The organism is Roseibium sp. MMSF_3247, from assembly GCF_030733765.1.
GTDB lineage: Bacteria > Pseudomonadota > Alphaproteobacteria > Rhizobiales > Stappiaceae > Roseibium.
Genome location: NZ_JASHII010000005.1, coordinates 362,538 through 382,299 on the forward strand (window position 1 = coordinate 362,538; position 19,762 = coordinate 382,299).

The following is a 19,762-nucleotide window of genomic DNA, read 5'->3' on the forward strand; positions in this document are numbered from 1 at the left end:
ATGCGCCTGTTGTAAAAGGGGCAAGGCGGCCTTGCCCCTTTCGCTTCGCTTTCATCTTTACCGGTTTAGCCCCAGCAAAGATTTGTGCCTTCGGTGGTGTCGATGGATTCAACGCCGTCCACCGGCTTGTCGGTGACAAGTGCAACACCGGTGTCAAAAAAGTCCTTGCCCGGTGTCGGTTCCGGCTTGTTACCGTTGTCCGCCCACTCCTTGATGGCTTCGATGCCGAGCGAGGCCATCAACAGCGGGTATTGCTGCGAGGTTGCGCCAATGACGCCGTCCTTGACGTTTTGAACACCTGGGCAGCCACCGTCGACGGAGACGATCAGAACATCGTTTTCCCGGCCAATTGACTTGAGAGCTTCATAGGCGCCGGCTGCAGCCGGTTCATTGATCGTGTAGACGACGTTGATCATCGGATCTTTGGCGAGCAGGTTTTCCATCGCCCGGCGGCCGCCTTCTTCGTTGCCCTGCGTGACATCGTTGCCAACGATCCGCGGATCGGTTTCATCGCCCCACTTGTTCGGGTCACCAAGATCGATGCCGAAGCCCTGCAGGAAGCCTTGGTCGCGCAACACGCCGACAGTTGGTTGGCTGATGGCAAGATCAAGCATTGCGATCTTGGCATTTGCCGCCTCATCGCCAAGCGAACCGGCCGCCCATTTGCCGATCAGTTCACCGGCCAGGAAGTTGTCGGTTGCAAACGTGGCATCGGCTGCGTCGATCGGGTTCAGCGGTGTGTCGAGTGCAATGACCAGAAGCCCATTGTCGCGCGCTTGCTGGACAGCAGGTACGATGGAAGAGGTGTCGGATGCCGTTAGCAGAATGCCCTTGGCGCCATCTGCGATGCAGGTTTCAATCGCTGCAACCTGGGTCTCGTGGTCGCCATCGACCTTGCCAGCGAAAGACTTCAGTTCAATGCCGAGTTCTTCGGCTTTTGCCGTCGCGCCTTCTTTCATCTTCACGAAAAACGGGTTGGTGTCCGTTTTGGTGATCAGGCAGGCGGACAGGTCAGCCGCCATGGCCGGTGTCGCTGCCATTGCGGCAAGAACGGAACCGGTCGCGAGTAGTTTGCGGATCATTGTATGTTTCCTCCCTGGCCTGTTTCTAAACACGATTGGGTGTGGCCAGATGTGACCCCAACCGTGCTGCCCGCGCCGGAAAACCGGCACGGTCTTCGCTCCGGCCAGATCCGGCAGGTCCAAGCGACCTGCCTCCAGTAAGGATCGCTGTCCGGGGCGAGAAGTTGAAAAACTGTGGCAGGCTGGCCGCGCCGACGGCACCGGCATCCTGTCCGAAGCTGCCGGTTGCCATCTGAGGCGAGGTCCGGCTCTCCGGCGCTGCATCTGCAACAGCTGACGCCATCGCTTCTGCAAAGCTTGTGTTGAAATCATTCCCGAGGTCACTGTCCAAAACGACCAGAGGCATGTCGAGGATCGCAAAGGCTGAGCGGAGCGAAACGGCGAGTGCGCTGACACAGTCTTCTGTCCATTCGCGTGCCTTATCGTCTGCTGCCTCTATGGCCTGGCGCAAATCAGTGCGGCTCAAATTGGAAAAGTTTTCCGGTGACATATGCCTGGCGAGAGCAACCAGGCTGGCCCTTGCCAGGAGCAAGTCCCATTCCTGACGCGGAGCGTTGGCGGTCGGCAATTTGCTCGGCGGAACCGGGATCATCGCAACGTCACCAGCATTGCCGGAAACGCCGCGAACGACATCACCGTTCATCACCAAGCCGCCGCCAATTGCGGGTCCCAGGAACAGGTAGAGAAAGTTGTCGTTCTGACGCCCAACACCATAAAAAAGCTCTGCAACAGCGGCTGCCGTGCCGTCGTTTTCACTGAAGACCGGAAGACCGGTTTCCTCTTCAAGGGCGCTCGCAAGATCGTAGTCTTCCCAGTCCTTGAAATGCGCCTCAGGCAAGCCGAGTTCATGGAGCCATGCGCCAAGATTAAAGGGCTGAGCAAGCCCGATGCCGGTGATGCGATCCTGTTCTCCCTCGCTTAGGTCTTCCCGCAACTGTTCCAGGTCATCAGTCAGGATCGTAAGGGCTTTTGCGGGCTCCGGCAGGATCATCTCATGTGTTCGGCGATTGATGATCTGACCGGAAAAATCCATCAGCACCGTTTCCAGGCTCGTCCGGTCCAGACGAACGCCAAAGGAAAATGCGCCCCGCGGCGCGAGTTTCAGAATTGTGGCGGGCTGACCGCGGCTGCCATCATGGCGTTTGCCAGCTTCCACGATGAGGCCCTCTTCGATGAGGGTCTGAATGATCGCGCCAATAGCCGCATTCGTCAGTTGCACAGCCCGGGCGAGTTCGGCCTTCGACGCTTCTCCCGCACGCCGCAATATCTGTAAGACGATCCGCTCGTTATAGCGTCTCAGCTGGACAGAATTCGAGCCGCGGCCGCTTTTCCGGATTTCATCCATTGGCCTCCTCCCTCGGTCATTCCGGGTCCGCTTTCACTGCAAGACCATAATTATTTATTTTGGAAAAATTATTCTCGCCATTCGGGAAACTGTCAATTCGATTTCCGTGCTGCGCCGCAGCGTTTCGTTGCTGTCCTGCGGTAGGTGATTGAGTTTTCGATAATTATTAAATGTGATTTAATTAATAGAAAGTGACGTTGAAGATCAAATTCGGAAAAATGCGCTCGATTTGGACAGAGGTTGGAGCTCGATTGCCCTTTGACAGGGGTGATGAAGTGCACGCAGAAATCTGCCACGTGGAAAATGCCGCTTGGGGCTTTCTGATCCGGGCTGCTGAACGCTAAGGTCCGCTTCTAGAAAAAGAACAGGAGATCCGAACCATGCCGCACCGCCACGACGAGAGCTTTTTGGACAAGGCTATAGCCGCGGGTGCGGGGGAGATTGCGGCGGATCTGGTCATCAAGAACGTGCAGATGTTCAGCGTCGTCGACGGGTCGTCTGTGACGACGGATATTGCCATCGTCGGCGACCGAATTGTTGGAACGCATGACACCTATGAGGCGGAAAACACCATTGATGGAACGGGTCTTACAGCGGTGCCCGGGTTCATCGACACGCATCTTCATGTCGAATCTTCATTGGTAACGCCCTTTGAATTCGATCGCTGTGTCCTGCCGCATGGGGTTACGACTGCGATTTGTGACCCGCATGAGATTGCCAACGTTCTGGGCGCACAGGGCATTCGCTACTTTTTGGACAGTTCATTGCAAACCATCATGGATTTGAAAGTGAACCTGTCGTCCTGTGTTCCGGCAACCGCGTTCGAGACAGCTGGCGCTTGCCTGGAAATAGAAGATCTTCTGCCGTTCAAAGACCATCCAAGCGTTATTGGTCTTGCGGAATTCATGAATTTTCCGGGTGTTCTGGCGCGTGATCCGAAGGTGCTTGCCAAGCTTGCAGCTTTCCAGGACGGACATATCGATGGCCATGCGCCTTTGCTCGGTGGCAAACCGCTCAATGGCTACCTAGCGGCCGGAATCCGGACCGATCACGAGGCAACGTCAGCTGAAGAAGCGCAGGAAAAGCTATCCAAAGGCATGGCAGTGCTGATGCGGGAGGGGTCGGTCTGCAAGGATCTCGATGCGTTGGCGCCGATCTTGACCTCCGATACCTCGGCTTTCGTTGCGCTTTGCACCGATGATCGCAATCCTTTGGATATTGCGGAGGAGGGGCATCTCGACAGCATGATCCGGCGGTTGATCGCCAAGGGGACCCGGCCCCTTGACGTCTATCGCGCCGCAAGCTGGTCAGCGGCGAATGCCTTTGGCCTGAAAGACAGAGGCGTGTTGGCTCCCGGAAAACGCGCCGATATTGCCTTGTTGAGCGATTTCGAAGACTGCCGTGTTGAAACCGCGATCTGTGGCGGTGTTGTTGCCAATGATGCCGCTTTTGCGACCCGCAGCATTGTCGCGCCTGTTGGGCTTGATAGCGTCAAGGCCAATGAGGTCAGTGCGGCATCATTCAACATTCCGGCCCGCAACAGCGAAGCCGATGTGATTGGTGTCATCCCCGGCAAGATCATCACGGAACACCTGATACGCACGTTGCCGGTAAATGGCGGCAAGACCCTGGTGGATTTTGATCAGGACGTTCTGAAGGTCGCAGTCGTTGAGCGGCACAAAGGCACCGGCAACATCGGCCTCGGGTTCGTCCACGGGTTCGGCATGAAACAAGGAGCTATTGCTTCCTCGGTTGGCCATGACAGTCACAACATCTGTGTTGTTGGCGCTGACGAAGCGGCGATGGCCCATGCAGTCAACCGGGTGATTGCCATGAAGGGCGGATTTGCGGTCGCCGGCCAGGACGGCGTGAAGGCCGAGCTGGCGCTGCCACTTGCCGGTCTCATGAGCCTGGAGCCGTTCGAGACGGTGCGTCATGAGTTGGAAGACCTTCGACATGCCGCGAAGGCTCTTGGCTGCACACTGGCGGAACCGTTCCTACAAGTGGCGTTTCTGCCGCTGCCGGTTATTCCGCATCTCAAAATCACAGATTTCGGTGTTTTTGATGTCAACAAGTTCGAGCTGGTTGATCAGGGGTCGTAGCGCTTCTGGTCGTCAGTAATGGCGCATGGTTTTCCGGAACCTGATCCAGGAGACAAACGCTTCGACCAGCAGCCAAAAGGTGATCATCGCGGCGATCAGCGAGCCCATCATGATCTTGGCGTCAAAGGCAAAGTCTGCAAGATGGGTGCGCGGATGCGCGATCCGCGGATTGAGCGGCAAGTAGACGATGTCGATTGCTTTGCCTGCCTGACCAACAGTGCTGCCGGGCGGCCGCTTGAAAGAGACATATTCAAGCGTTCCGCTTTCTGGTTGAAACTCAATCAGCAGGCTGTCACCGGTCACCCAAGTCTGGCGGTTTTTCAAATAGTTGCGCGGGCTTTGCCGGGCGAGGTCACGCATCTCGTTCGGATCGGTCGAGGGCTTGGTGATCTGCACAACGGTCCCGGTCGCAGTTTCACCGAATTTGCTGAGTAGCCAGTATTTGAGGGCGCTGTCGAAGTGGAGACCGATCGAGAAGATCACCGCAACGGCAACGAAAAATAAAATGACAATGTTCAAAGCGCGGCTATCGTCCGCCGCCTCTTTGGGATTAAACATGGCCTTTCAGTTTCTGCATTCAGGCAACAGGCTGCCTCGGTGCTCCTTTAAGAGCGATCAGCTTTAGGCGTGAAATCGATCCCGATTTAACGCCCGCTGATCTTCCAGCTTAGTTCGGGTTTCTGCAAAGTCCAAAACGAATTCTGGCCAGTTTCTAGGATCCAGGCATGCTTCTTACTTTTGCCGTCTCCGGTTACCGCTCCTTGCGTGATCTCATATTACCGCTCGACCGGATTACTTTGATCACCGGTGCCAACGGCAGCGGCAAATCCAGCCTGTACCGCTCGATCCGGCTCCTAGCCGAAGTCGCGCAAGGACGGGCTATTGCATCGCTCGCCTCCGAAGGTGGCTTGAATTCAACGCTTTGGGCTGGTCCGGAAACCGTGTCACGCGCCATGAAGCGGGGAGAGGTGCCGGTGCAAGGCACGGTTCGAAAGGGAACTGTTGCCCTGAAACTGGGGTTTGCCGACGAAGATTACGGCTACGCGATCGACCTTGGACTGCCCGCGGATGCTGGCCGTTCCTATTTTTCAATGGACCCTGAAATCAAATGCGAAGCGCTTTGGGCGGGAGAGGCGCTGTCACGGTCTAACGAGATTGCCGGGCGCAACGGTCCGTCGGTTCGGGTCTTGAACCAACAAGGGCAACGCCTGCCTGTGGTCCAAAATCTGGCCCGGTTTGACAGCATGATGACCCATGCCGCCGACCCGAAAGACGGTCTGGAGCTCTTGGTGCTTCGGGAACGGATGCGTGCGTGGCGGTTCTATGATCATCTTCGTACTGACCGGGAGGCACCGGCCAGGTTTCCGAAGATCGGGACGCGTACGCCCGCGCTTTCCGCTGATGGAGCAGACCTGGCAGCCGCCCTTCAGACCATTTTGGAGATTGGCGATGAAGTGGCGTTGGCGGAGGCGATTGACGATGCTTTTCCCGGAGCGGAGATCGAGATCACCGTCAATGAGGGGTACTTTGAACTGCTCATGCGACAAAAAGGGCTGTTGAGGCCACTACGGGCCGCTGAGCTTTCTGACGGTACATTGCGGTATCTGCTTTTGACGGCTGCGCTCTTGTCTCCGCGCCCGGCGCCATTGATTGTTTTGAACGAGCCGGAAACCAGCCTGCATCCCTCGCTCCTGGAACCGTTGGCGCGCTTGATTTCGAAAGCTGCCGAAAAGACCCAGGTGCTGGTCGTCTCGCATGCCGAACCTTTGGTGAATGCTCTTGCCGGAGAGCGAGGGTGCCTTCACCATCATCTCCACAAGGAGCTTGGAGAGACGCAAGTCGCCGATGCGGAGCCGCCCCGCTGGCGCTGGCCAAGCCGCTAGAGAGCATCCTCGTTCGGAGCCGACATGACCTATGAAAGCAACTATTGAGTGCGGGTCTGGCCAATTTTTGGGTAATTTATACCTAGAAGTGCAAAAAAGTTGCGGGGGTGTCGTTACGTCGCTGGTTGACGTGAACGGAAGCTTGGGTCATGTCAGTAGGGAACACCGGCGTCGGCATCGCGATATGCACTGCCGATCAGGGAGGAGGATTCAGCTGTAGGGGGGCTGAATCGATCAACCGGCTCGCATGAAAAAGGAGCCGGAGAAAACGCGTTGGAGAACGTCATGACGAGTGCGGAGGAGTGGAACGCGGCATTTAAGGTCCGTCCAATTCACGAATACCTCGACAATTCAGCGGAACGCTTTGGAGACCGGCCGGCGGCCGACTTCATGGGCAAGGTCTGGTCCTATCGTGAGATGGGTGACCTGGTTGACCGCACCGCGGCCGGATTGCAAGCCATGGGTGTAGGGCCCGGCGTACATGTCGGGTTGTGCCTGCCCAATACCCCTTTTTATACGATCTTCTACTTCGCGATCCTGAAGATCGGCGGCACGGTCGCCAACTTCAATCCACTTTATGTTGAGCGCGAAATTGCTTTCCAGGCCCGCGACGCCGATGTGCGCATCATGGTCACCATGGATCTGAAAGTGATCTACGACAAAGTCGAGAACGTCCGGAAAGAACGTGTTCTGGACAAGATCATCGTCTGTCCGATGACGTTCTGTCTGCCGACCATCAAAAAGACACTCTTCAGCTTGTTCAAGCGCAAGGAACTTGCCGCGATCCCGCAGGACGAGGCGCATGTCCGCTTTGAAGACCTGCAGACCAAGGGCAGCAAACCGAAGCCGGTTGAGATCGATCCGGAAGAAACAATCGCCGTTCTGCAATACACCGGTGGGACAACCGGTGTGCCGAAAGGGGCAATGCTGACGCACAAGAACCTCTGCGCCAATATCGAACAGATGCGCGATATCTTCGAAAAAGCCCAACCGGGCGAGGAGAAGATGCTCTGCGTGCTGCCGTTCTTCCATGTGTTTGCGATGACGGTGGGGCAAAATCTCTCTGTCATTCTCGGGGCGGAAATGGTTCTGCAACCGCGGTTTGAGTTGAAGATGCTGCTGGAGTCGATTGTTCGGAAGAAAGTCACCCTGTTCCCCGGGGTGCCAACCATCTACACGGCGATCAACAACTCGCACGAGACTAAGAAATACGACCTGTCCAGCATCAACTTATGCATCTCCGGCGGTGCGCCGCTGCCAGTTGAAGTGAAGGAAAACTTCGAAAAACTGACTGGCTGTATTCTGGTCGAAGGCTATGGCCTCACGGAGTCGTCTCCGGTTGCCGCGGTCAATCCGCTGGACGAGAACCGCCGCGCAGGATCGATCGGACGTCCGGTCCCTGGCACCAAGGTGCGGTTCGTCGACATTGAGGACCGCAAGACTGAGGTCGCGCAAGGCGAAAAGGGCGAACTCCTGATCCACGGCCAGCAGGTGATGAAGGGGTACTGGAAGCGGGACGACGCCACGGCAGAAACCATCACGGAAGATGGGTACCTGCACACCGGGGACGTCGGCTACCAGGACGAAGACGGCTTCATTTATTTGGTCGACCGGATCAAGGACCTGATTCTGTGTTCCGGCTACAATGTGTATCCGCGTGTCATTGAGGAAGCGATTTATCAAAACGAGGCGGTCGACGAGACCATCGTGATCGCGATCCCTGATGAATACCGTGGCCAGTCGCCAAAGGCGTTCGTCAAGCTCAAGGACGGGCATTCCCTGACCGCCGGTGACCTGAAGGCCTTTCTGAAGGATCACCTGTCAGCCATTGAACTGCCGCGGGAAATCGAGTTCCGCGACGAGTTGCCAAAAACAATGGTTGGCAAACTGTCGAAGAAGGAACTCGTGGAAGAAGAGGCTGCCAAGCGCGCCGCTGCCGCCGCTTAAGTTCTTCGGCTCTTGGAAGTCAGACCTTTAACGCGCCCAATTCGGGCGCGTTTTTAGTTGGAATACCCGCGGCCGTCCGAAGCGCGGGCCAGCTGGCGGCCCCGGATGGCTTCGCGGCGGACAGTGTAGATCGAGGCCGCGATGACCACGCTGGCACCGATCAGTGTTTCAACCCCGGGCCACTGGCTGAAGATCAAGGCCCCGAACAAGGTGGCATAGAGCAGGCGGGTGTAGTCGAGCGACGCGATGGCTGTGGCTTCGCCGGCCTGGAACGCCTTGATGTTCGCCATCTGCCCAGCCCAGGAAAAGAAACCAACAGCCGCCAGCAAGGCCCATTGGTCCAGTGTCGGCGCTTGCCAGGTCATCCATGCAGGTATGATCATGATGAGGCCAACGCCCATCGCCTGATAGGTGAGGATCGTATTGGGCGGGTCGGTCCGGGTCAGGATGCGGATGACGATCATCACCATCCCGGCGCAAGCCGCACTGCCAAGCGCCATCAGGGCAAAGGGATCCACAAGACCTTCGCCGCTTGGCCGGAGCATCAAAAGCACTCCCAAAAAGCCAACGATGGTCGCTCCCCAGCGATGTTTGCCGACTTGCTCACCCAGGAACCAGATGGCGAAGATGGTGATGAAAAACGTCTTTGAAAAGCTGATCGCCGTCGCATCTGCTAGCGGCATCTCAATGATCGCGGTGAAACCAAGCAGCATTGCGGAGGTCGCAAAGACGATACGGGTCAGCTGGAGCCCCGGGCGTTTTGTGGCAAGCGAGCCGGGCAGTCCCGGCAGGATCTTGGGCGCCACGATTAGCAGCATCAGCACCTGACGGACTACGAGGATCTGAAACACGGAGAGATCCTGACCGAGAAACTTGATCAGTGTCACCATGATGGAAAACAGGAAGGCGGCGAGCAGAATCCACAGCGCACCGATCGTGTTTGGCGGCAGTTGACCGATGCGCTCCGCCAACCGCCCGATGAAATGGTTCGGTGATGACGGTTTAGGTTCCGCCGGGTCTGCCGTCGTTTTGTCGGGTGTGGAATCCATTTAGGGCGTGTCGCGTTTTATCAGATGCATTTGACCGAGAAGAGTTTGGGGTCCGGCTAGGCGGGCAGAGCGACGGTCAAAAAGAGAGTGTGCGAACAAACCTACTGGAATTCGGTAAGAAGGGAAGGGCTTTGCTGCCGGGACTTGCAAAAAAGTGCACTGGCCAGTTTAATTGCGCCGGACTATATTGTGGTCAACCCGCCGCTGGCGCATCCCAGGCGCTGCAGACAACCGGCAAAGACTTAAGTCAACTGAAGGCCTCTTCCATGAACCAAATGGCTACTCCGAAATTCGGTGTTGGCGCACCGTTGCGCCGCAAAGAAGATCTGCCGCTCATTACGGGAGAGGGGATATATACCGGCGATTACCAGCCGGAAGGGTGCCTCCATTCATTTGTGCTCCGCTCGGCGATGGCTCATGCAAAAATCTCCATCGCAAATGCAGATGAAGTGCGGACGATGGATGGCGTCCGTATGGTGCTGACCGGTGCGGATGTCGCCGGAAAGTCCATGCCTACACGGGCTATCTTGAAGCAGATCGACGGCAGTAACTTCAATCTGCCGACGCAGCCGCTGCTGTGTTCCGACACGGTTCGTTATGTCGGCGATGCAATTGCCTTTGTGGTAGCGGATACATTGCAAGGCGCACGTGATGCCGCCGAGATGCTGGAGGTCGACTACGATCCTCTGGATGTCGTGGTTGAAATGGAAGACGCGCTTGCGCCGGATGCAGTCAAAGTCTGGCCGGAGTTCGGTACAAATGTTGCCTTCACCTTCGGGCACGGCGATGCAGAGAAAACCGACACGGCTTTTGCCAACGCGGCGAAAACGGTTTCAATCGATCTCGTCAACAACCGGATTGTCGCCAACTACATGGAACTGCGCGGCTGTGTGGCCGAATTTGACAGTTCCAGCGACCGTTTCAAGCTGACCCTTGGAACTCAGGGCGGGCACGGGATGCGGGATGTCCTTTGCCAAATCCTTGGCCTTGAAGCGGACAAGGTTCAGGTTGTAACGCCGGAAGTCGGCGGTGGTTTTGGGACCAAAATCTTCTGTTACCGCGAATACCCGCTCGCGATGCTGGCGGCGCAGGCGCTCGGCGTTCCGGTGCGCTGGGCTGGTGAGCGAATGGATCATTTTGTCACCGATGCTCATGGCCGGGACAATCTCTCCCATGCCGAGCTGGCTCTGGATCCAGACAACAAGATTTTGGGCATGAAGGTGCATGTGAAGGCGGCTATGGGCGCCTATCTGCACCAGTTCGGCCCGTTTATTCCCTGGGTCGGCACCACCATGACATCCGGCCTTTATGACATACCGGCCGTGTTTGCGACGGTGGAAGGCGTCTACAGTCACACGGTTCCGACCGACGCGTTCCGTGGCGCAGGGCGTCCGGAAGCGGCCTACTTGATTGAACGGCTGATCGACAAGGCGGGTGAGGAAACCGGTCTTGGCCCGGTCGAATTCCGAAAGCTGAACTTCATCAAGAAGGAACAGCTTCCCTACACCACCCAGACCGGCCGGATGTATGACACCGGAGATTATCAGGGCCATCTGGAAGAGGCCTTGGAGACCGCTGATTGGGCAGGTTTCAAGGCGCGGCAGGAGGCAAGTCATGCTGCCGGCAATTTCCGCGGCTTCGGCATTTGCTCTTACATTGAGGCCTGTGCCTTCCCTGGTGGGGAAGAGGCGACCGTCGAGATCGGTGCGAACGGCAACCTGACGCTTCTGATCGGCACCCAGACCAACGGACAGGGCCATGCGACAGCCTACAGCCAGGTCGTTGCGGAGCAGTTCGGCGTCAACATTGAGGAGATCGAGGTCATTCAGGGAGACACGGACCGGGTGCGCAAGGGCGGCGGCACCGGTGGGTCTCGCTCCATTCCGCTCGGCCTGCCATCTGTGAAGGAAGCCAGCGTCGCGTTGGTCAAGAAGGTCAAGGAACTCGCTGCCGACAAGCTGGAAGCGGGCGTTGACGATCTTGAACTCGACAGCGGCATGGTCCGCGTTGTCGGTACCGACCAGCAAGTGACCCTTGCCGAAATCGCTGCCGGCGCCGGTGAGCCGTTGCAAGCGCGTGAAGAGGTCAAACAAACCGAGGCGACTTATCCGAACGGCACCCACATCTGCGAACTGGAAGTAGATCCGGACACCGGCGATGTCGATATCCAGAACTACGTCATCGTCGATGATTTCGGCGTCACCGTGAACCCGCTGCTGTTGGCTGGTCAGGTTCATGGCGGGGCGGCGTCTGCCATCAGTCAGGCCTTGTGCGAGCACACGGTTTTCGACGAGGATGGTCAGCTTCTGACGGCCTCACTCCTCGACTACCGGCTTCTGCGGGCGGCGGATGTCCCGAATTTCGACTTCCAGACCCGAAATGTGCCGTCGACGACCAACGCGATGGGGATCAAGGGTGCCGGCGAAGCGGGTACGATCGGTGGCTGCGCGGCTGTCATGAACGCGATCCAGAATGCTCTGAAAGACGGCGCGGGTGTCACCGAACTTCTTGATATGCCCGCAACCCCTCAACGGGTCTGGAATGCAATCCAATCGGCGAAATAGACACGCCTTTACAGTTTGAAATGGATTTGCGCCGGATTATTTCTGGCGCTTTTCTTTTTAGCTGTACGTTTTGGGTTTGCGCCGTTCTCAGGTTTTCGATCGGTGCTACGCAATTTTAAGATGTCCGCGATATTGGGGAGTTGTAATTCATTTCTAACTCTAGGTTAGATAATCATGAATATTTTTTCTCGTGTGCGTCAGACGCTGCAATTTCATCTGAGCGTTGTATTTCTGCTCCTTGTTCTAACCGTCGGATCTGTGATCGGCTGGTTGACCTATTCCAGAATGAATGCCGTCATCACGGAGGCGTCGCGCAATCTCTTCAGTTTGACGAGTACAGAGGCAGTTGCCGGGTTGGAGCGCCTCTATGCGCCGGCGGAATTGGCTGTTGAGATCATTGCACTTCACGACATCACCCGGGCTGAAACGCTTTCTGAACGCCTTCCGCATGTGGCATTTCTTGCGGGCTTTCTTGACCAATCGGCGGCTTTGTCTTCCGTTTATGTCGGCTATGACGATGGCGATTTTATCATGCTGGTGCCGACAGAAAACGATGAGGCGAGAAGCCGATACAACGCGCCGGCCGATACTGTTTTTGTTGTGCAATCGATAGAGCGCTTCCCCAATGGCGGAGTGCGAAGCCGGTATGTCTTCCTTGATATTGCGATGAACACGATTGGCGAGCGGGAGCAGGCAAGCTTTGCGGGTTTTGACCCACGGTCCAGGCCCTGGTTTGAGCAGGCAAAGGCGTCCGCCGGCCAAATCAAGACGCGGCCCTATATTTTCTTTACGTCACAAGAGCTGGGGCAAACCATCGCAGTTCGGGCTTTGGGCAGTGGTGCCACGATTGGCGCTGACATTTCATTGGACACACTCGCCGCATCCTTGCGCAAAGAGCGGATCACCGAAAACACCGAGCTTGCGCTTTTTGGAAGCGATCTCGGCATGATTGCACATCCGGACAAGTGGCGGGTTGTGGAGGTTTTGACACCGTCGGCTACGGGCGCGGCGCCTCAGCTCGGTCGGCTTTCCATGGATCAGCTGGACGGAACTGTCTTGCCGGATGTCGCAAAGGCTGCCGTTGAGGCTGGCGTGACCGATGTTGATGACAAGACGCTGAATGAAAGGCTTGTCCTCGACGATGAGCCGTGGCGGGTGCAGGTGTCCCCGCTTAAAGTTCGCGGATCGACGCCATATTATCTGGCCATCGCGGTTCCCGAAGTGGAACTTCTGGTTCAAGCCCGGCAGCTTCTTCAGCAGGGTGGAATTGCGATTGGGATCATCTTGCTGATCTCCATCCCGATCACGATGCTTGTAGCACGACTGGTTTCCAAGCCGGTGCAGGCGCTTTCGGGAGAAGCTGAAAAGATTCAACGGTTCGACTTCGCAGACCCGGTCAATGTCCCGAGCTTCATCATCGAGATTGAGGACCTTTCACGGTCAATGGACGACATGAAGTCCACAATCCGTCAGTTTTTGGAGATCAATCGGTCCATTTCCGAGGAAACGGATTTCGAGCGGCTGTTGCAGACCCTGCTGGAGGGAATGGGAAACATTGTCGGATCAGAACAGGGGGCTGTCTACCTGATCAGTGCGGATGACACTGCCCTTGAACCGGTTGCGGCCATGGGGGTGCCAGTCGACACATTGCACCGCCATCCCTTGAACAATCTGCCGCATGTCCTGCGCGAGGCCATTGATCGGGATGACATTCGAGCGACCAGAGTTGACGGCGAAGCGTTGGCTGTCTGTGGCGGTGATCCTGGTGCTGGGGAGAATCCGGCCCGCAATGCCATGGTTGTTCCGCTGTTTAACCGGAACAACGCGATGATCGGCATCATGACCCTGGTGCAGGAAGCAAAAGCCAATACCTCGTTGATCCGTTTTGTCGACGCATTGTCTCGGTCGGCTGCCATCGCACTCGAAACCCGCCAGTTGATTGCGTCGCAAAAGGCTCTGTTCGAGGCCTTCATCCGCATGATCGCCGACGCGATTGATGCCAAGAGCCCCTATACCGGAGGGCACTGCGCGCGTGTGCCCGAACTCACCAAAATGCTGGCTGAGGCCGCCAATGCCGCAGACCACGGGCCTCTCGCGGATTTGAAGCTAACGGATGACGACCGGGAAGCCATCCATGTGGCCGCGTGGTTGCATGATTGTGGCAAGGTGACCACACCGGAGTATGTGGTCGACAAGGCGACAAAACTGGAGACGCTGTATGATCGCATCCATGAAATCCGAATGCGTTTTGAAGTTCTGAAACGCGATGCGGAAATCACCTATTGGAAAGGTGTCGCCAACGGCGACGACCTGAAAGACTTGGCCGAACAGCGCGACGCGGAGCTGGCCACGCTTGATGCGGACTTTGCCTTTGTGGCCGAATGCAATGAGGGCGGCGAGTTTATGTCACCCGACCGGCTTGACCGGCTCCAGGAAATCGCGAAGCGGACCTGGACCCGAACACTCTCAGACAGGGTTGGGATCAGCCACGAGGAACTGAATCGCAAGCAGCAAACTCCTGAGCCGGACTTGCCGGTCCGCGAGCCGCTGCTTGCAGATCGACCAGAGCACGTTCTTGAACGCCGGCCGGAGGATCTCTTCGCCGCAGACAATCCCTGGGGCTTCAAGCTGGACCAACCGGAGCACCTTTATGATCGCGGGGAGCTCTACAATCTCTCAATTGCGCGTGGCACTTTGACCGCTGAAGAACGCTACAAGATCAACGATCACATCGTGCAGACGATCATCATGCTGTCGCGGCTGCCGTTCCCGTCTTACCTGCGCCAGGTGCCTGAACTTGCAGGGGGGCACCATGAAAAGATGGATGGAACGGGCTACCCGAAGCGCCTAAAGGGCAGCGAGATGAGTCCGGTCGCACGGATGATGGCGATTGCCGATATCTTCGAAGCTCTTACCGCCGCCGACCGACCTTACAAGAAGGGCAAAACCGTCTCGGAAGCGCTCAAGATCATGGGCTTCATGGTCAAGGACGGGCACATCGATGCCGAACTTTACGACCTGTTTTTAACGTCGCGCGTCTGGGCCGACTACGCGTCCAGGTTCATGAAGCCAGATCAGATCGACGAGGTTGATGTTGCGGCTCTAAGGCCGGACAAAGCTGAAAGACGGGCTGTTGGGTGACAAGATTGATTGGTCGCGCGGATCATTTTGTCCGCACGACCATATAAAGCAATCAGTTGCTGTAGATCATGTCGGCAGGAATGTCCGCGCTGGCGTTTTCCTGGAACCAACGGGCTGCACCCGGGTGCCATTTCATTACTGTGTTACGGTCCCAGAATTCCGGCAGTGTCGACCGGGCAGCCTTGTGGGTTTGTACCATACGATCGTTGTCTGACATCACGGCTTTCACCACCCCGTAGACAAATGTCTCGGGAAGGTCACAGTTTGCTATCGCAAAGTTCCACATGGAAACGGAGCGTGCCGGATTTTCCAGAGTGGTGTAGGTGTCTGCGGCAATGTCAAAATTGGCCACCGGGAATGCCGCGGTAATCTTTGCCTGCTCGTCTTCGGAAAATTCGATGATGTTGATGTCGGTCTGGACTTCGAGCTGGCTCACCGCTGGAACAGGGACTCCAGCTGCAAATGCGATCACATCGAGCAGACCATCTTGCAACTGACCGCCGAGATCAGACCAGCCACCGTTGCGTCGTTCAAACTTTACGCCCAGCTCCTCCATCATGCGGGGGAAGTAGGTGTCAGACGTTGAGCCGGCCGGTCCGAACCCAATGCGGGCCCCTTCCGGAATGTCGGCAACGGATGTAATGCCGGACGAGCTCAAAGCCGTGATGGAGAAGGGCGTCTGATACATCGGGAACATGGCGCATGCTTTGTCCATCTTCAGGCCAGGCGCGATCGGGTTGGAGCCGGCAATGGATTCTGCAGCAGGTCCCATCGTGGTCATGCCGAACGGCAGATCTCCAGAATGCACAAGCGCCATGTTCTGCATCGGGCCGCCCGTAACTTCTGCGCCGCCGGAAACGCCGAGTTCCTCGCCAGCAATGTTTGCCCAGCCAGTTCCGTATCCAAAGTAAGTTCCGCCTTGTGAGCCGGTTCCCACTGTAAAGCTCTCCGGCCAGCCGGTTTTGTCCACGCTGTGATTGTCGGCAGCAGCTGGGAGTGTGGTCATGGCGGCGATCACAACGGCGCCGGTAATCAGATTGAATTTCATGTGTTCCTCCGGGTCTTGGGCAAAGCCCGTTGTCTCGCCCCGCAGCCTCCTTCGCGGGGTAGAGACATGGCTCTCACCGAAAGAGCAGCCTAGTCAGATCGCTCCGGTCGACACAGATCGCAGTGATTATATAAATTATATGAATAATAATTGTTACGCAGTAAGGGCCAGTTGCTCTGTCTGTTGGTGCAATATCTCAAGAAATACATCCCGTGCCGTATCTCTCGTGTCTCTGACCCAGGCAACTGAAAGCGCAAGCCTGGTTCTGGCCGACCCGGACGGCAAATCCAGGGAGACAAAATTTACGCCGCCGACTGCGAGCCGGGAAATCCAACGCGGAACAATGGCTATGCCGACCCCTGTGCTGACCAGGTTGACGATGGTTTGTTTTTCTTCGGCAATTTGCGCAACGCGTGCGCTCAAACCAGCTTCCAGAAAAAGCTTTATTGTTAGATCGTGACTGTGGGGCCGAGATCCCTTGTCCGGAACGATGAGGGGTTCGTCCGCCATGTCCTCGACCGAGATTTTTTTCTTTGCAGCCAGCGGGTGGCTGCTTGGAACGGCGACGACAGCTGTCTCATGAAACAGGGACTTCAGCATCAGGCGCTGATCCACGACTTCAGGCGGCCGAACGATTGCAACATCTAGACGTCCGGTCAGCAAACGCGGCAATAGCCGTATCGTTTTTTGCTCAAGAAGCTGGATGTCAATGCCCGGATACGCCTCCCGGAAATGAGGGATTATCTGCGGGATCAGGCCAACCGCGGCGCTATCAATAGCTCCAATACGCAGCACCGATGTCTTGTCGCGTTGGCTTTCACGAAATGACGCCTCCAATTTGTCCGCTCTTTCCACGATGTCTCGCGCGGCGGCCAAGAATTCGGCGCCTGACTGTGTGAGGACAACGCTACGGGTTGTCCGGGTTAGCAATCGGCTACCAAGACTGTCCTCCAGCAATTTGATGTGGCGGCCCAAAGAAGCTGGAAGAATGTTCAGTTTTTGAGCGGCTCTGCCGAAGTGCAGCGTATCCGCTACAGCGATGAAGCACTTGAGTTGGCGAAGTTCCATGTCGCATCCCAATTATATCATTTTTTTATATGATTAAATTGCTATTGCTGCAACTAAATGGAGTTGCAAACTATGCGAAGAGACGCGGCGGTCTTTGAGCATGGGCTCTCAGCCCTTTTCACGAAAACAGGAATTTGAAATGCGCACTTACCAGATTGCAGCCATCCCGGCAGACGGCATCGGGCCTGAAGTGATCGAAGCGGGTGCTGAAGTGTTGGCCGCGCTTGGTCAACGGGCCGGTGACGTGGATTTCAAACTGACGTTCTTCGATTGGGGATCAGAGCGGTACAAGAAGCACGGCGAGATGATGCCGTCTGATGGCCTCGAACAGCTTAAACCTTTCGACGCGATCTATTTTGGGGCCGTCGGCGCACCGGATGTCCCAGACCATATTACTCTTTGGGGGCTCCGCTTGCCGATCTGTCAGGGGTTCGACCAATACGCCAATGTCCGGCCGACGAAGATTATTCCGGGCGTAACGTCGCCACTGCGCGACGTGGGTGTTGGAGATCTGGACTGGGTGATCGTGCGCGAGAACTCGGAAGGCGAGTATTCGGGAAATGGCGGGCGGGCGCACCGCGGGCTGCCGGAAGAGGTGGGCACAGAAGTCGCTATCTTCACCCGTGTTGGTGTCACGCGGATCATGCGTTATGCCTTTCGGCTTGCGCAATCCCGTCCGCGTAAACTGCTGACGGTGGTGACCAAATCCAACGCGCAACGGCACGGCATGGTCATGTGGGATGAGATCGCCGCCGAGGTCTCGAAGGAATTTCCGGATGTGACGTGGGACAAGATGCTGGTGGATGCGATGACCGTGCGCATGGTCAAGAACCCGAAAAGCCTCGACACCATCGTTGCAACCAATCTCCACGCGGACATTTTATCCGACCTTGCAGGTGCCTTGGCTGGAAGTCTGGGCGTCGCCCCCACAGCAAACATTGATCCGGAGCGCCGCTTCCCGTCGATGTTCGAACCCATTCATGGATCGGCCTTCGATATCACGGGCAAGGGCATTGCAAACCCGGTCGCAACCTTTTGGACCGCATCGCAGATGCTGGACCATTTGGGTGAGGCGGCATCCAGTCAGCGTCTGATGACAGCGGTTGAACGCGTCTGCGACGCAGGTATTGTGACGCCCGATGTTGGGGGCAAAGCCACCACCCGCGAAGTCACCGATGCTGTTATTCGGGCAATCCACGGATCAAACGAATAATGAGGCAGACAGGCCCTGAGACTCCCGTCTGCCGGTTGCCCTATGGCCTCTGTTATTCCGCCGGCATTTCCTGTGGGACGCCGCCGTTGCGCTCGTATTCCCAAATATGGCTTTCAAAGGCTCTGAGGCGTTTGTAGACGGAGATCAGCTCGACGATCGTGGTCCAGGCATTGACCAGATACTGGAACGAGTTTTCGACCTGTGAGAACGCGCGCACGATCTGCTGCATCACGCCCAAGGTGATGGCGCCGGTCACGATTGTCGGTCCGAGCGCAATGTAGGGCACAAGGACTGTTGCCTGCAGGTAAGACCATTTGGCGATGTCAAAATAAAGGTAGTGGAAGAAGAGCCGGAAATAGTTCTTGCGGACATGACCGAAGAGCTCATCGACCGAGGGCGGATCTGCGCGCTCCTCATTGTCCTCGCCGTAGACAAGTTCTTTCCGGTAGGCCGCTTCTACCTTCTGATTGTTGAATTCCAGGCCCGGCAGTTTCAAGCCGACCACGGCCAGCAACACCGTACCGGATGCAGCTGAAATGATCGCGACGTAGACCAGTGAGTGAGCCACGGGACCGATCCAGGGCAGTTCGGTGACGTTGGCTGACAGCTCCCAGAGGATCGGCAAAAAGGCGATCAGTGTCATGACAGAGCGCAGGAAAGAGACGCCAAGGCTCTCCATGATCCGCGCAAAGCGCATGGTGTCTTCCTGAACGCGCTGGGAGGCCCCTTCGATGTGGCGGACCACATGCCAATGGGCCATGTAATAGTCGTTCATGGCTGTGCGCCAACGGAACACAAAGTGCTTGGTGATGAAGTCCAGGATCACCGCAACAATCACGAAAATCGCGGCAATGTACAAAAACGTCATCAGTTCGCGCATGTATTCGCCGAACGTGACGGAGCCTGGCTCACTCAAGGCGCGCTGAATGAGATCGTAAAAGCTGCCGAACCATTCGTTGATCTCGACGTTCAGATTCACCTGGTACTGGGTGGCGCCGAGGATGACCACCGAGATGATCCAGGCCCAGAAGAACCATCTACGGTTCAAGAAAAACGATCGGAACATGGGGCGGCGCCTTTCGAATCGGGGATTTTTTATAAGTATAGGAGCCCGTAACGGCAGGGGCAGGTATGTGCCGGGTTTTCAGTTGCTTTTGAAGAGGAAACGTTGGTAATACACGCCGATTTTATCGGCAGACCCTGTTTAATCTGCCAAGGCTATGCGCGAGATTGCAAAAAATGAGGCCGGGGTAGATACTGGTCTCTCACTTCTAAAGCGATTTGCGCAATTCTTACCCTCAGTGCTCGGCAGTCCGATCG

The 19,762-nt window shown here is 56.6% G+C and carries 13 protein-coding genes; 6 read left to right on the plus strand and 7 right to left on the minus strand.

Annotated elements, in window-relative coordinates:
* Nucleotides 1-65 precede the first annotated feature (65 nt).
* Both RBB44_RS18420 and RBB44_RS18425 read right to left on the minus strand, forming a co-directional pair.
* Nucleotides 66-1,082 carry a sugar ABC transporter substrate-binding protein gene (locus RBB44_RS18420; RefSeq protein ID WP_133946435.1) on the minus strand — a complete coding sequence of 339 codons (1,017 nt, stop codon included), beginning with the start codon at nucleotides 1,080-1,082 and terminating at the stop codon, nucleotides 66-68.
* A 25-nt stretch (nucleotides 1,083-1,107) separates the two neighbouring features.
* Nucleotides 1,108-2,427, minus strand: coding sequence for an ROK family transcriptional regulator (locus tag RBB44_RS18425; RefSeq protein WP_306149058.1), 1,320 nt, complete (start codon nucleotides 2,425-2,427; stop codon nucleotides 1,108-1,110).
* Nucleotides 2,428-2,807: 380 nt separating this feature from the next.
* Here RBB44_RS18425 and ade point away from each other — a divergent pair, with 380 nt between their 5' ends.
* Nucleotides 2,808-4,529 carry an adenine deaminase gene (ade, locus tag RBB44_RS18430; RefSeq protein WP_306149059.1) on the plus strand — a complete coding sequence of 574 codons (1,722 nt, stop codon included), beginning with the start codon at nucleotides 2,808-2,810 and terminating at the stop codon, nucleotides 4,527-4,529.
* A 12-nt stretch (nucleotides 4,530-4,541) separates the two neighbouring features.
* On the opposite strand, the gene RBB44_RS18435 is transcribed toward ade, so the two are convergent.
* Entirely contained in the window at nucleotides 4,542-5,087 is a 546-nt protein-coding gene (locus RBB44_RS18435; RefSeq protein WP_306149060.1) for a hypothetical protein, read from the minus strand.
* A 167-nt stretch (nucleotides 5,088-5,254) separates the two neighbouring features.
* Here RBB44_RS18435 and RBB44_RS18440 point away from each other — a divergent pair, with 167 nt between their 5' ends.
* Together RBB44_RS18440 and RBB44_RS18445 are read left to right on the plus strand one after the other, a co-directional pair.
* On the plus strand, nucleotides 5,255-6,412 hold the full coding sequence (locus tag RBB44_RS18440; protein WP_306149061.1) for an AAA family ATPase: 1,158 nt from the start codon (nucleotides 5,255-5,257) through the stop codon (nucleotides 6,410-6,412).
* A 285-nt stretch (nucleotides 6,413-6,697) separates the two neighbouring features.
* On the plus strand, nucleotides 6,698-8,359 hold the full coding sequence (locus RBB44_RS18445; RefSeq protein WP_306149062.1) for a long-chain fatty acid--CoA ligase: 1,662 nt from the start codon (nucleotides 6,698-6,700) through the stop codon (nucleotides 8,357-8,359).
* A gap of 53 nt (nucleotides 8,360-8,412) precedes the next feature.
* Here the strand turns inward: RBB44_RS18445 and RBB44_RS18450 are convergent, their stop codons facing one another.
* Entirely contained in the window at nucleotides 8,413-9,408 is a 996-nt protein-coding gene (locus RBB44_RS18450; RefSeq protein ID WP_306149063.1) for a DMT family transporter, read from the minus strand.
* 266 nt (nucleotides 9,409-9,674) lie between these two features.
* Here RBB44_RS18450 and RBB44_RS18455 point away from each other — a divergent pair, with 266 nt between their 5' ends.
* Nucleotides 9,675-11,972 carry a xanthine dehydrogenase family protein molybdopterin-binding subunit gene (locus RBB44_RS18455; RefSeq protein ID WP_306149064.1) on the plus strand — a complete coding sequence of 766 codons (2,298 nt, stop codon included), beginning with the start codon at nucleotides 9,675-9,677 and terminating at the stop codon, nucleotides 11,970-11,972.
* Between the two features lie 174 nt (nucleotides 11,973-12,146).
* Entirely contained in the window at nucleotides 12,147-15,113 is a 2,967-nt protein-coding gene (locus RBB44_RS18460) for an HD domain-containing phosphohydrolase (RefSeq protein ID WP_306149065.1), read from the plus strand.
* Between the two features lie 52 nt (nucleotides 15,114-15,165).
* On the opposite strand, the gene RBB44_RS18465 is transcribed toward RBB44_RS18460, so the two are convergent.
* Entirely contained in the window at nucleotides 15,166-16,161 is a 996-nt protein-coding gene (locus tag RBB44_RS18465; RefSeq protein ID WP_306149066.1) for a TAXI family TRAP transporter solute-binding subunit, read from the minus strand.
* 153 nt (nucleotides 16,162-16,314) lie between these two features.
* Nucleotides 16,315-17,229 (minus strand): LysR family transcriptional regulator, encoded by a 915-nt coding sequence (locus tag RBB44_RS18470; RefSeq protein WP_306149067.1) that lies wholly within the window; start codon nucleotides 17,227-17,229, stop codon nucleotides 16,315-16,317.
* Nucleotides 17,230-17,368: 139 nt separating this feature from the next.
* Between RBB44_RS18470 and RBB44_RS18475 the strand changes: the two genes are divergently transcribed.
* Complete coding sequence (locus tag RBB44_RS18475; protein WP_306149068.1) at nucleotides 17,369-18,442, plus strand: tartrate dehydrogenase; 1,074 nt, start codon at nucleotides 17,369-17,371, stop codon at nucleotides 18,440-18,442.
* Nucleotides 18,443-18,494: 52 nt separating this feature from the next.
* Here RBB44_RS18475 and RBB44_RS18480 read toward each other — a convergent pair whose 3' ends face one another.
* A complete protein-coding gene (locus RBB44_RS18480; RefSeq protein WP_306149069.1) occupies nucleotides 18,495-19,508 on the minus strand; it encodes a putative transporter in 1,014 nt (337 codons plus the stop codon).
* Nucleotides 19,509-19,762 lie beyond the last annotated feature (254 nt).

What these genes read in the sequence shown, in the direction of transcription:
- RBB44_RS18420 (WP_133946435.1), bottom strand. Translation starts at nt 1,082, where the DNA reads ATGATCCGCAAACTACTCGCGACCGGTTCCGTTCTTGCCGCAATGGCA.
- RBB44_RS18425 (WP_306149058.1), bottom strand. Translation starts at nt 2,427, where the DNA reads ATGGATGAAATCCGGAAAAGCGGCCGCGGCTCGAATTCTGTCCAGCTG.
- ade (WP_306149059.1), top strand. Translation starts at nt 2,808, where the DNA reads ATGCCGCACCGCCACGACGAGAGCTTTTTGGACAAGGCTATAGCCGCG.
- RBB44_RS18435 (WP_306149060.1), bottom strand. Translation starts at nt 5,087, where the DNA reads ATGTTTAATCCCAAAGAGGCGGCGGACGATAGCCGCGCTTTGAACATT.
- RBB44_RS18440 (WP_306149061.1), top strand. Translation starts at nt 5,255, where the DNA reads ATGCTTCTTACTTTTGCCGTCTCCGGTTACCGCTCCTTGCGTGATCTC.
- RBB44_RS18445 (WP_306149062.1), top strand. Translation starts at nt 6,698, where the DNA reads ATGACGAGTGCGGAGGAGTGGAACGCGGCATTTAAGGTCCGTCCAATT.
- RBB44_RS18450 (WP_306149063.1), bottom strand. Translation starts at nt 9,408, where the DNA reads ATGGATTCCACACCCGACAAAACGACGGCAGACCCGGCGGAACCTAAA.
- RBB44_RS18455 (WP_306149064.1), top strand. Translation starts at nt 9,675, where the DNA reads ATGAACCAAATGGCTACTCCGAAATTCGGTGTTGGCGCACCGTTGCGC.
- RBB44_RS18460 (WP_306149065.1), top strand. Translation starts at nt 12,147, where the DNA reads ATGAATATTTTTTCTCGTGTGCGTCAGACGCTGCAATTTCATCTGAGC.
- RBB44_RS18465 (WP_306149066.1), bottom strand. Translation starts at nt 16,161, where the DNA reads ATGAAATTCAATCTGATTACCGGCGCCGTTGTGATCGCCGCCATGACC.
- RBB44_RS18470 (WP_306149067.1), bottom strand. Translation starts at nt 17,229, where the DNA reads ATGGAACTTCGCCAACTCAAGTGCTTCATCGCTGTAGCGGATACGCTG.
- RBB44_RS18475 (WP_306149068.1), top strand. Translation starts at nt 17,369, where the DNA reads ATGCGCACTTACCAGATTGCAGCCATCCCGGCAGACGGCATCGGGCCT.
- RBB44_RS18480 (WP_306149069.1), bottom strand. Translation starts at nt 19,508, where the DNA reads ATGTTCCGATCGTTTTTCTTGAACCGTAGATGGTTCTTCTGGGCCTGG.